Here is a 12,225-nt window from a genome sequence, read left to right as displayed (position 1 = left end):
ATACTATAAAATACTACTCTTGTGACTATTGCGAACGCTATTGTATCTAAATTACTTATGTAATTTTGTAGTTTCTCATCCGAATAGTCTGATGCCACTTAAAATTAAAAAGGTGTCAAAACTTAATTTTTTCTTCTGAATTTCATTCTGAAATGATTTTAAAGAGAATCCTTAAAGTGATTTCAACGATGTACTCAAAAAAATAACTTTCGTTTTATATTTATCCTAACCTTAAGATGGTTTATGTAAAATGTTCAAAGAACGAGTTTAGAAAAAATAAATATTAGGAATCCTTGTGTCATCTCTTTATACTATATTATTTCTATATACTAAAATTAAGAAAAAAGATTCAAGTGATTGTTGTTGTGTATCTTTTTAGTTATCAACTGGTTATAAACTACAGTTGTTAACTTTTGTTCATAAAAAAAGGTTGTCATTAGACAACCTTTGATATTATATAAGATGAAAGAATTAGCTTCTTTTTTCTTTGATACGAGCTTTCTTACCTGTAAGTTCTCTAAAGTAAAAGATACGTGCTCTACGAACTTTACCTCTTTTGTTAATTTCAATTTTCTGAAGAGCTGGTAAATTAACTGGAAAAATACGTTCAACACCTACTGTACCAGACATTTTTCTGATAGTAAAAGTTTCACTAGAACCAGAACCTCTTCTTTGGATTACAACCCCTCTAAAAAACTGAGTACGTGTTTTGTTTCCTTCTTTAATTTCGTAATATACTGTAATTGTATCACCTGCTGAAAATTCAGGTAAATCTTTTCTTGTAACAAACTCGTCTTGTACGAATTTTACTAAATCTTCCATTTTTGAAGTAGTTTACTTATGTTTTATTAAAGCAACATTCACGATTCTCGCCAGAGGTTGTTTCAATCAGGCTGCAAAAATAACTATTATTTAATGATTTGCAAGTATTTTTAATATTATTGTTTGTAAAGATTATATTCGATTATTTGTCTAGTTCTCAGTAATATATCTTTCACCTGTATTTGAAATACTTAACAGGTTTATTGGTATTAAAAATTAGAAACTAATCGTCTAGCAAATCTGGTCTTCGTTCTTTTGTCCTTTGGAATGCTTGTTCTTCTCTCCAGGCTTCAATTTTTGGAAAATTTCCGGATGTCAGTACCTCAGGGACTTTCCATCCTTTGTAATCTGCAGGCCTTGTATATATTGGTGGTGCTAATAAGTCATCTTGAAAAGAATCCGTTAACGCAGAGGTTTCATTACCTAATACTCCAGGTATTAGTCTAATGATAGCATCACATAGTATTAGAGCACCTAATTCTCCGCCAGATAGTACGTAATCTCCAACGGATATTTCTTTAGTGATAAAATGATCTCTAACCCGTTGGTCAACACCTTTATAATGGCCACAAAGAATTATTATATTCCCTTTTAGAGATAGTTGATTTGCAATTCCTTGGTTTAACGTGTCTCCATCCGGAGTCATATAAATGATTTCATCGTAAGTTCTTTCGGCTTTTAGTTTAGAAATACATTTATCTATTGGCTCTACCATCATTACCATGCCTGCACCACCACCAAATTGGTAATCATCAACCTGTTTGTAGTTGTCAGTGGTGTAATCTCTAAGATTATGGAGTTGTACTTCTACTAAACCTTTTTCTATTGATCGCTTCATAATTGAGGCTTCAAAAGGGCTTTTAAGAATATCGGGGACAACGGTTATTATGTCTATGCGCATCTTTTCTTATTAAGATTGCAAAGATGCAAAACAAATATGGTAAAATCCAGATATTTGGATTACTTAGCTCCGGTTTTACGTTGTTTGTTGATTTCATCCTGAAGTTTACGCATCACTTTTTGTTCTCTTTCTAAAGCTCTGCGTCTATGATCTTCAAACTCAGCTTCTGTTTCGGCTAAAGCTTTTTTAGCTTGTACAGTAACAGAATTACTGTTTTTAAACTTAAAAACAAAGAAAGCAAGAAGCGCTAAAAGTGCGCCAACAATAGTCCACATCATAGTTTTATAACTACCTTTTGTGAATGGTATTCCTAAAAATGTCATACTATCTTTTTCTTCTGTAACCGCAGTAAGGTTTTCATTGGTTTTGGCAAGAGAAGCTTCAAGATTAGAAATAGAGGTTAGCTGTTCTGTTATTTTTTGATTAGAACTGTTTAATTTATCTTCTAATGTTTTAAGTGAATCTATTGTATTTCCTTTTAGTTTGTCTAGCCAAACACGCTTAACAACCTTATATTCTTGATATCTTCCAGATTTTTTAATGACTACATCAAATTGAGTTTTAATGTTTTCATTTTGTAATGCTTGTTCTGCAGTAAGATTATCTTCTTGTGCCTGAATGGTTTCAAAGATGGGGAATAGAGCTATGAAAACTAATAGGTACTTTGGTAATTTCATGTGTGAGTTTTAGTTGTTTTTAATGGTTGATTAAAACCTTGAGTATATTACATAAACTTTATTTTACTTGCTTAACGAAGTTATCAATATACTTTTCAAGATTCTATTCTTTTTTACGTTAGTCTTTAATTAATTGTAACGGTAATAAATATACGATATTGTAGGTAATTTAAAAGATTTAAAAAGGAGTATAGTTACTCATATTTCTTAGGGTTTTGAAATTTACGAAAAGTTTTGTTTTTCAAACCGTGTGTTTGTTAGATTTATAAAACAAAAAAGTCATTATCTTGAGGATAACGACTTTTTAAGAATTATTATAATAGTTGGAACTACTAGTAATATGTAAAACGTCTTACTTTTGCTATATATTTAGATAGTCTGATTACCTGATGACTATATCCATATTCGTTATCATACCAAACATAAAGCACAGCATTATTACCTTTAGCATCTACAATTGTTGCATTACTATCATATATTGATGGAGCAGATGATCCAACGATATCACTAGATACTAATTCGTTATCCAATGAATACTTTATTTGTTCAACCAGGTTTCCTTCTAAAGCGTATTTTTTAATAATAGCATTCATACTTTCTTTAGAGGTGTTTTTCTCTAAATTAAGATTAAGAATTGCCAATGATCCGTTAGGTACTGGAACTCGAATAGCATTAGAAGTTAGTTTACCTTCAAAACTTGGTAATGCCTTAGAAACTGCTTTGCCAGCTCCAGTTTCAGTAATTACCATGTTTAATGCAGCTGCACGTCCTCTTCTATATTTTTTATGCATATTATCTACCAAATTTTGATCATTGGTATATGCGTGTATTGTTTCTAAATGTCCATTGATTACTCCAAAACTTTCATCTACCGCCTGTAAAATTGGCGTAATTGCATTTGTAGTACAAGAAGCAGCTGAGAAAATATTTACCTTATCTGGATTGTGCTCTTGGTGATTTACTCCATGAACAATATTAGGAATTCCTTTTCCTGGTGCGGTAAGTAATACTTTATCTATTCCTTTTGCTATTAAGTGTCTGCTTAAAGCTTCTTTATCTCTAAATGCTCCAGTATTGTCAATTAATAGGGCATTGTCTATTCCATAAGAAGTGTAGTCTATATCTTCTGGATTGTTAGCACTAATAATTTTTACTGTAGTACCATTTATTATTAAAGAACTGTTTGCAATATCTGTTTCTACTAATCCAGCAAATTCTCCGTGTACTGAATCATTTCTTAATAAAGAAGCTCTTTTTTCTAAAACATCTTCTGTAATCGATCCTCTAGTTACGATAGCTCTTAATCTTAATTGACTTCCTTTTCCAGTAATAGTCATAAGTTCTCTAGCAACTAAACGCCCTATTCTTCCAAATCCATAAAGAACTACATCTTTTGGAGATATGTTTTTAAATTTCTTAGCATCTTTTAGTTTGTTCATTACGAAGCTAGTCGCAGAATCATATTCATTACCCGCAAGGTGATACTCATAAGTAAGTTTACCGATATCTAATTTTGCAGGAGGTAAATCCATTAACTTAATTGCTTGTGCAATTTCTACAGAATCAAAAATCGAAATTGGTTTTTGAACAAACTCACCAGCGTATTCATGCAGATTAAGGATTTCGCTTACATTTTTATCAATTAATTGATTACGAAATAGTACTAACTCAATAGAATTATCGTACCAAAGGTCGCTCACAGTTTTAATAAATGCTACCGTAGCACGGCGTCTGTCTGCCTGAAAGGCAAGTTCTTTCTCATAAACTTCGTTAGAACTCATAATGTGTTGTGTTTTAGAATCTTGAAATTTCGCGCAAAAGTATGAATTTCAAACGTTTTCGTAAAGCTTTTTGAATAAAAAAATCCCATTACTTTTTGTTAGTAATGGGATTGTTGATTTTACTTCACGTTCCTCTTAATTTTGGAAAACAAACTCTCTCTTTTCTCCATTACGATCAATTAAGCTGATAGTAATGTCTTCTTCTGGATATTTGCTTTCTATAATTTGTTTTACTTGCAAAACATCTTTTACCTTTTTACTGTCTATCTCGCTTATAATTAAGCCTTCTAGATTATATCGTTGCATTTTTGGACTTAGTGCTTTACTGATGATTACTCCATGATCTAAATCAAATTTTTTCAAATACTCTGGATTTGGATTCGCTACTTCTACACCGACATCTTCAATGCTATATCTTTGGATAACATATTTGGATAGGGTTACTGGTACATTAAGTTCTTTATTCTCTCTAATTATTTTTACGTTAATAATGTCATTAGGACTTTTACTATTTACATAACCTGTTAAGTCGGCAAACTTCTTAATTCTTAATCCATCTATTTCTTTAATAACATCACCTTCTTTTAATCCAGCCTTCTTAGCACCACTATCTTCGCCTACATTGGTAATAATAACACCTTGGGTTTCATCAATGTTATATTTTTCCATTACCTGTTTTGTTAGGTTATCTCCGTTTATGCCTAATATTCCTCTTTGAACATCTCCAAACTCTAATATATCCTCAACAATTTTTCGGGCATTATTAGAGGGTACGGCGAATGCATATCCTACATAACTTCCGGTTTGCGATGTAATTGCTGTATTGATACCTATTAGTTCTCCTCGTATATTCACCAAAGCTCCACCGCTGTTTCCAGGGTTGATAGCTGCATCTGTTTGTATAAACGATTGGAAATTACCATCATATTCATTTAAATCTCTTGATTTGGCACTAATTATACCAGCTGTAACCGTAGATGTAAGGTTAAAAGGATTACCGACTGCCAAAACCCATTCTCCAATTTTTGCTGTATTTGAATTTCCGAAAGGGATATATGATAATTTTTCATCAGAGTCGATTTTAATTAATGCTATATCCGATTGTGGTGCAGTACCAATTACTTCCGCTTTATATGATTTATTATTATTTAATGTAACTTCTAAATCCGTGGCACCATCAATCACATGATTATTAGTAACTATGTATCCGTCTTCGGTTATGATAACACCAGAACCAGCTCCTTGAATTCTTCTTTCTGTAGAACCTCCATTTCTAAAGTATTCCATAAGGTTTCTCGGAGTTTTTGATATTCCATACTGTTTAACGTGAACAACTGCATTTACTGTTTTTTCTGCAGCTACGGTAAAATCTACATTTGTACCTGCATTATTTAAATTAGTTGCAGTATACGTTGTTGGGATTAAACTTGTTTTTTGTGTGGTATCATTTCTGGTAACAACTACTGGATCAGGTTCAAGAAATAATTTGTATGCTCCTAATGTCATTACTCCTGCTAAAATAGCTACAACCAATAAGCTAAAAAATCTTTTCATCTTCTTTTCTTTTTTCGTTTAATTTGACTAGTACTATAATATAGACTCTTAATAACTATTAAAATTACAACTATAGTATATTTTTTTTCGATATTTAACGCACCATTAACAACGATTATATGTTTACTTTCTTTGTACCTTTGCTCTTTATAATTGAATAGAATAATGATCCTTACTTTTTATAAATATCAAGGTACTGGTAATGATTTTGTAATCATTGATAATAGAGAATCAATCTTGTCCAAAAATAATACCAAATTGTTTGCAAGACTTTGTGACAGAAAATTTGGAATAGGAGCAGACGGTTTGATGTTGTTAGAACTGCCTCAAAATGAAGAAGATGATTTTACTATGGTGTATTTTAATGCAGATGGTAATGAGAGTACCATGTGCGGTAATGGAGGAAGATGTTTGGTTGCTTTTGCAGCTTTTTTAGATGTGATTGACGACAGAGCTATTTTTACCGCAATCGACGGAAAGCATAAGGCAGAAATAAAAAATGGTTTAGTTTATTTGCAAATGCAGGATGTTTCTAAAATCGAGCAACATGATTCGCATTTGTTTTTAGATACCGGTTCTCCACACCATGTAACTATGGTAAATGATTTAGTTTCTTTTGATGTTCCCAAAATTGGCCGTGAAATTAGAAATGGATCTCCTTATTTTGAGGAGGGAAGTAATGTCAATTTTGTGCAAAAAGAATCTGATGATTTATTTTCTGTACGTACTTATGAAAGAGGGGTAGAAGATGAGACTTTATCATGTGGAACAGGAGTAACTGCAGTTGCATTATCTATGCATAGGACAAAAATGACGGATAAAGAAGAAGTTAGTGTGAAAACTCCTGGAGGTGAATTAAGAGTAACTTTTAAGCAAACTGTTGGTGGTTATGAAGATATATTTCTTATTGGTCCGGCTGAACAAGTTTTTAAAGGAGAAATTACATGTTAACATTAAAAGGTGAACATATTTATCTCAGAGCATTAGAACCTGAAGATTTAGATTTTGTTTATTTAATTGAAAACGATGAACGGATATGGGAAATGAGCACAACACAAACGCCATACTCTAGGTTTTTAATCAAGCAATATCTAGAGAATGCGCATCAGGATATTTATGATGCCAAACAATTACGACTTGTTATTTGTGCATATGACGGGGCTACATTAGGACTTATTGATTTGTTTGATTTTAATCCAACCCACAATAGGGCAGGAGTAGGAATTCTAATAGCAGAAAAAGAGTACCGTGGAAAGGGATATGGTAAAGAAGCTCTTCGTCTTATTAAGAATTATGGCAAAACGCATTTAAGGTTACACCAATTATACGCTAACATAGCAGAAGATAATTTAGCAAGTATAAAGTTGTTTGAGAAAGAAGGGTTTATAAATATAGGAGTTAAGAAAGAATGGAACCTTGTATCTGGTATGTACAAGGACGAATTATTATATCAACATATATATGTACATTAAAAGAATTTTGTTAATAATAGCCTTAATTGGCTTAATCGGTGGTGGATTGTTTGCGTATTATGTGTATCAAGCAGTTTTTTCTCCTAATACAAATTTTGATACTGAAACAACAACAGTATTTATACCTTCGGGAACAACATATCCAGAATTAAGAAAGATTATACATCCTTTATTGAAGGATCCTTCTAGTTTTGATAAGATAGCTTCTAAAAAAGGATATACTAATAAAGTAAAAGCTGGAAGATATATTCTTAAAAAAGGATTAAATAATAATGAGCTTGTAGTTTTATTGCGAAGCAAAAACACCCCAATTCAACTTAGTTTTAATAACCAAGAAAGATTAGAGAATCTTGCCGGAAGAGTTGCTCAACAAATAGAAGCGGATAGTTTGTCTTTAATTAAAGCGTTTAAAGATGAAGGTTTTATCTCGGAGCATGAATTTACAATTGATAATGCTTTAGCAATGTATATTCCCAATAAATACGAGTTTTTTTGGAATACATCTGCTGAACAGTTTAGGAGCCGAATGCTGAAAGAGTACAAACGGTTTTGGAATGAGAGTAGAACGAGTAAAGCAAAAAATATTGGTTTAACATTTACCGAAGTTACTACGATTGCTTCTATTGTTCAAAAAGAAACAGCTAAGGTTGATGAACGACCAAGGGTAGCAGGAGTTTATATGAATAGATATAAAAATGGATGGAAACTCGACGCAGACCCTACGGTAATATACGCATTGAAAAAACATAGAGAAGACTGGGGAATAGTTATTAAAAGAGTTCTTTTTAAAGATTTAGAACTAGATAGTCCTTATAATACCTATAAATATAAAACCTTACCTCCAGGTCCTATTACGATGCCTGATATTTCTTCTATAGATGCAGTTCTTAATTATGAGAAACATGAATATTACTTCTTTGTAGCTAATGTAGAAAACTTTGGCTATCATAAGTTTGCCAAAACGATAGCGCAGCATAATAGAAACAAAAAACAATACATTAATTGGATTAATAAACAAGGAGTGAATAGATAGTATATTTAGAGTGTTTTTTGTAGGAAAAATTTATACTGTATTGTTCTTAAAAACCTTTTTTAATGTTAACTTATCAACAATTTCTTTTCGAACCCTGTTAATTGTCTATCAAAGGTGTTATTCATTTTTAATCGATAAAAACTCTTACTTTGACGTTTAAGTGCAATATTTAAGAGTTTTTTTGACTTTTGATGTCCTTTTTTAACTCTTTTTTAGGTCTAAATGACTGTTTTTCAGTATTATAATATATTTAACATGTTATAGTGTTTGGTTTAAAAAAAAGTCGTATATTTGCACCGCAAAAATTTAAGTAGAGGGGAACATCTTTTTGATGTCTACTTAGAAATTTTTTATATGATAAAAAGGATAATTGGACTTTTTTTAATTCTTACAATTGGGGGAATCGTTTTAGTAAGTTTTAAACCAAAAAATAGCACAGATCTAAGCTCGTATAGTACTGCTGGATTAGATCTTTATTATATCGCTCCTAATTTTAATGAAATAGAGGATGATCTTAATTACAATGAAATTAAAGATGATCTAATAAGTAATTTTGTTTATCCAGAGTTAGGCAAGTCGTATGTAGGTTTTAAAGAAGCTGTAGCTTTTAAAGAATCTAGAGGTGACTACGGTGTTGTAAATCAATTTGGATACATGGGAAAGTATCAATTTGGAATAGGTACTCTTCAATTAATCGGAATAAAAAATAAAAATACTTTTCTTTCTAGTCCAGAATTACAAGAAAGAGCATTTTATGCAAACCTTTCTAGGAATAAATGGATTTTACGTAGAGATCTTAAATGGTTTACTGGTAAAAGAATGAATGGTATTGTAATTACGGAGTCTGGTGTACTTGCTGCAGCTCATCTTGCAGGACCAGGCGCAGTAAAAAAATATCTTCGTAGTGGTGGAGTAGATGGTTTTGCTGATGCTTTTGGTACAACAATTCGATATTATATGAAACGTTTTTCTGGGTTTGATACTTCGTTCGTTATTCCTAATAGAAAGGCAAAAGCTTAATTTTTACTAGAAATCTCTTTGGATAATAAATATTGTAGGTTTTTTGTGTAATTCAATTTGTTCATTCTTCCATTCTTCTACAGTTTTGGTTTTTATATACTCTGTAGTTAACGTGATGTCACTTGCGATACATAATCTAGTATTTTGATTAAGAATGGCTAATAAGTCTACTAACATTTTATCGTTTCTATAAGGAGTTTCTATAAAAATTTGAGCTTGATTTTTTTCAAGAGAATTTTTTTCAAGAAGCTTAATAGTAGATTTTCTTTCACTTTTATCGATTGGTAGGTATCCGTTAAAGCTAAAGTTTTGCCCATTCATACCACTACTCATCATAGCTAGAAATATGGATGATGGTCCAACCAGTGGTGTTACTTGAATTCCTTTTTCGTGCGCTAATCTTACTACTTCGGCTCCTGGATCTGCAATACCTGGGCAACCAGCATCAGATAATAATCCAATAGATTCTCCATTTAGGCAAGGGGCTAAGTAATTTGGTATTTCGGAAGCGTCAGTATATTTATTTACTGAATGGATAATCAAGGATCGTTGTGATTTGCTAGGACTTACTTTTTTTATAAAGCGTCTTGCTGGTTTTTCGTTTTCAACAATATAGTGATTTACTTGTTCTAGTACTTTTTTTATAGAGATAGGAAGTACTTCTAGAGGTACATCATCTCCTAATCTAGTTGGTATTAAATATAATTTTCCTTTTGGATCTAGGGGTTTTGATTCCATAGTGTTTATTTAGTAACTAATTTTTGATTAATTGAATTTGAATTTTGTGTGCTATTCTTAGGATTTATGATCCAGATGATGAATTTGGATATGCTTTTGAAATAATATGGGTATAGGTAAAAAGTTAATTTTGTTTTCAAAGAATAGTATATTTAAATTTGGTTAACTGTTTCTAAATATACAAAAACTTTGTTTTCTAGACTAGGCCTCTTTTTATAGCTTTGTAACAATATGGTCACAGGCTTTATCTAGCATTTGATAAACATTTTCAAAACCTTGATCTCCTCCATAATATGGATCTGGAACATCTAGATTTTGATTAGGCTGTAATTCGTTTAAAATTAACTTTACTTTTTTACGATCTTCTTCATTTCGAGACAGCTTGATTATATTTTGATAATTAGAATTATCCATTGGGTAGATAAAATCATAATGATCAAAGTCGCTGACTTTAAACTGAGCTGCTCTTTGATTTGTGATATCTATCCCATGTTTTCTGGCAGTTTCAATAGACCTTCTGTCTGGTTTCTCTCCAATGTGGTAATTGCTTGTACCGCTTGAATCTACTTGAAATTTCTCAGAATCTAGTTTAGATGCTAGAATACCTTCTGCTAGCGGAGATCTGCATATGTTTCCTAGGCATACCATTAAGATCTTAACTTTCATGTAAATTAGGATTTTAGAGGGTAAGCTTCTTACCTAGATCTTCTACGTATTTTCTAAACTGCTTATCTGTAGAGGATAAGTTGTCAACAGTTTTACAAGCATGAAGTACAGTAGCATGATCTCTTTTTCCTATTTGTGTTCCAATACTTGCTAATGAAGCTTTAGTTAACTTCTTAGCAAAGAACATTGCTAGCTGTCTTGCTTGTACTATATGGCGTTTACGTGTTTTGGATTGTAATGTTTCTACATCCATTTGGAAATAATCACTAACTACTTTTTGTATGTAGTCTATGGATACTTCTCGTTTTGTGTTTTTAACATAATTGTCTACAATAGCTTTAGCGAGGTCTATTGTAATATCCTTTTTATTAAAAGAAGAGTGAGCAATTAATGATATAATCGCACCTTCTAATTCACGGATATTGGTTTTTATGTTGTTTGCTAAAAACTCTACAATATCTTCTGGCATCTCTACACCATCACGATAAAGTTTATTTTTTATAATTGAAATTCTTGTTTCAAAATCTGGTTGATGTAGTTCTGCGGATAATCCCCATTTAAAACGAGAAAGTAATCGTTGCTCAATGTCCTGCATGTCCACAGGAGCTTTGTCACTAGTAAGAATTACTTGTTTACCGTTTTGATGTAGGTGATTAAATATATGAAAGAATACATCTTGTGTTCCAGCTTTTCCGGATAGTAGCTGAATATCATCTACAATTAATACATCGATGATTTGATAAAAATGAATAAAATCATTTCTATTGTTCTTTTTTACAGATTCTATGTACTGCTGAGTGAATTTTTCGGCAGAAATATATAAGACTGTTTTTTCCGGATAATTATCTTTTATGTTAACTCCAATTGCGTGAGCTAGATGAGTCTTACCTAATCCTACTCCTCCAAAAATTAATAAAGGATTAAAAGAGGTACCTCCAGGTTTGTTAGCAACAGCCATTCCTGCGGATCTTGCTAGCCTGTTAGAGTCTCCTTCTAAGAAATTTTCAAAATTATAACTTGGATTTAACTGAGATTCAATTTTTACATTTCTAATTCCTGGAATTACAAATGGATTTTTTAACTCAGGATTTTTGCTTTTAATTGGTACATCGACTTCCTGAGAACTTACTGCTTTTCTATTAGAACTAGGAATCTTTTCAGTAAATGGTTTTTTATTACCATATGTATTTTCCATTTTAATAATGTATACCAACTTCGCGGTTTCTCCTAGTTCTCTAGTTAAAGATACTTTAAGAAGGTTAACGTAGTGTTCTTCTAGCCACTCGTAAAAAAACTTACTGGGTACTTGAATACTCAAAGCGCTATCCGTAAGCTTTACAGCTTTAATAGGTTCAAACCAGGTTTTAAAAGCTTGCGGGGTAATGTTATCCTCTATAAAAGACAGACAATTATCCCAAACTGATTGCGCAGTTATATTCATTAGAGTGGTTAGATTACTTTTATTAGGTTATTAACGGAAAATTGTTGAAAAAGTTCCTTCTTTTTTTGCAAGACAAATATGTGAACAAAAAATGTAAAAAAAAAACGATTTTGGGGTTGA

General features: G+C 31.7%; 12 protein-coding genes. 4 read left to right on the top strand and 8 right to left on the bottom strand.

Going from position 1 to position 12,225, the window contains the following annotated elements; translation table 11 throughout:
- Nucleotides 1-471: 471 nt before the first annotated feature.
- The 5 genes from rplS to NMK29_RS11015 form a co-directional block, all read right to left on the bottom strand.
- Nucleotides 472-822, bottom strand: coding sequence for a 50S ribosomal protein L19 (gene rplS, locus NMK29_RS11035; protein WP_108805310.1), 351 nt, complete (start codon nt 820-822; stop codon nt 472-474).
- A 223-nt stretch (nt 823-1,045) separates the two neighbouring features.
- A complete protein-coding gene (gene trmD, locus NMK29_RS11030; RefSeq protein WP_108805311.1) occupies nt 1,046-1,723 on the bottom strand; it encodes a tRNA (guanosine(37)-N1)-methyltransferase TrmD in 678 nt (225 codons plus the stop codon).
- A gap of 59 nt (nt 1,724-1,782) precedes the next feature.
- Nucleotides 1,783-2,400: a tRNA (guanine-N1)-methyltransferase gene (locus NMK29_RS11025; RefSeq protein ID WP_108805312.1), complete on the bottom strand. Its 618-nt coding sequence runs from the start codon at nt 2,398-2,400 to the stop codon at nt 1,783-1,785.
- A gap of 332 nt (nt 2,401-2,732) precedes the next feature.
- Nucleotides 2,733-4,181: a glyceraldehyde-3-phosphate dehydrogenase gene (locus NMK29_RS11020; RefSeq protein ID WP_027393564.1), complete on the bottom strand. Its 1,449-nt coding sequence runs from the start codon at nt 4,179-4,181 to the stop codon at nt 2,733-2,735.
- Between the two features lie 135 nt (nt 4,182-4,316).
- Nucleotides 4,317-5,735, bottom strand: a complete 1,419-nt coding sequence (locus NMK29_RS11015; RefSeq protein ID WP_108805313.1) for a trypsin-like peptidase domain-containing protein — start codon at nt 5,733-5,735, stop codon at nt 4,317-4,319.
- Nucleotides 5,736-5,900: 165 nt separating this feature from the next.
- Here NMK29_RS11015 and dapF point away from each other — a divergent pair, with 165 nt between their 5' ends.
- The 4 genes from dapF (at nt 5,901) to NMK29_RS10995 (ending at nt 9,260) form a co-directional block, all read left to right on the top strand.
- Nucleotides 5,901-6,686, top strand: a complete 786-nt coding sequence (gene dapF, locus NMK29_RS11010; protein ID WP_108805314.1) for a diaminopimelate epimerase — start codon at nt 5,901-5,903, stop codon at nt 6,684-6,686.
- A complete protein-coding gene (locus NMK29_RS11005) occupies nt 6,680-7,207 on the top strand; it encodes a GNAT family N-acetyltransferase (RefSeq protein WP_108805315.1) in 528 nt (175 codons plus the stop codon). Before dapF ends, NMK29_RS11005 begins: the two co-directional genes overlap by 7 nt.
- Nucleotides 7,197-8,240 (top strand): endolytic transglycosylase MltG, encoded by a 1,044-nt coding sequence (mltG, locus tag NMK29_RS11000; protein ID WP_108805316.1) that lies wholly within the window; start codon nt 7,197-7,199, stop codon nt 8,238-8,240. Before NMK29_RS11005 ends, mltG begins: the two co-directional genes overlap by 11 nt.
- Before the next feature lie 354 nt (nt 8,241-8,594).
- Complete coding sequence (locus NMK29_RS10995; protein ID WP_108805317.1) at nt 8,595-9,260, top strand: peptidoglycan-binding protein LysM; 666 nt, start codon at nt 8,595-8,597, stop codon at nt 9,258-9,260.
- Nucleotides 9,261-9,266: 6 nt separating this feature from the next.
- On the opposite strand, the gene NMK29_RS10990 is transcribed toward NMK29_RS10995, so the two are convergent.
- The 3 genes from NMK29_RS10990 to dnaA all read right to left on the bottom strand — a co-directional run bounded on the left by NMK29_RS10990 (nt 9,267) and on the right by dnaA (nt 12,105).
- A complete protein-coding gene (locus NMK29_RS10990; RefSeq protein WP_108805318.1) occupies nt 9,267-9,998 on the bottom strand; it encodes an SAM-dependent methyltransferase in 732 nt (243 codons plus the stop codon).
- Nucleotides 9,999-10,211: 213 nt separating this feature from the next.
- A complete protein-coding gene (locus NMK29_RS10985; RefSeq protein ID WP_108805319.1) occupies nt 10,212-10,664 on the bottom strand; it encodes a low molecular weight protein-tyrosine-phosphatase in 453 nt (150 codons plus the stop codon).
- A gap of 13 nt (nt 10,665-10,677) precedes the next feature.
- Complete coding sequence (gene dnaA / locus NMK29_RS10980) at nt 10,678-12,105, bottom strand: chromosomal replication initiator protein DnaA (protein ID WP_108805320.1); 1,428 nt, start codon at nt 12,103-12,105, stop codon at nt 10,678-10,680.
- Nucleotides 12,106-12,225 lie beyond the last annotated feature (120 nt).

The sequence above is a fragment of the Aquimarina sp. Aq107 genome (assembly GCF_943733665.1).
Lineage (GTDB): Bacteria > Bacteroidota > Bacteroidia > Flavobacteriales > Flavobacteriaceae > Aquimarina.
Note: the sequence above shows the minus strand (reverse complement) of the source record. Positions and strands in the feature narration are given on the sequence as shown.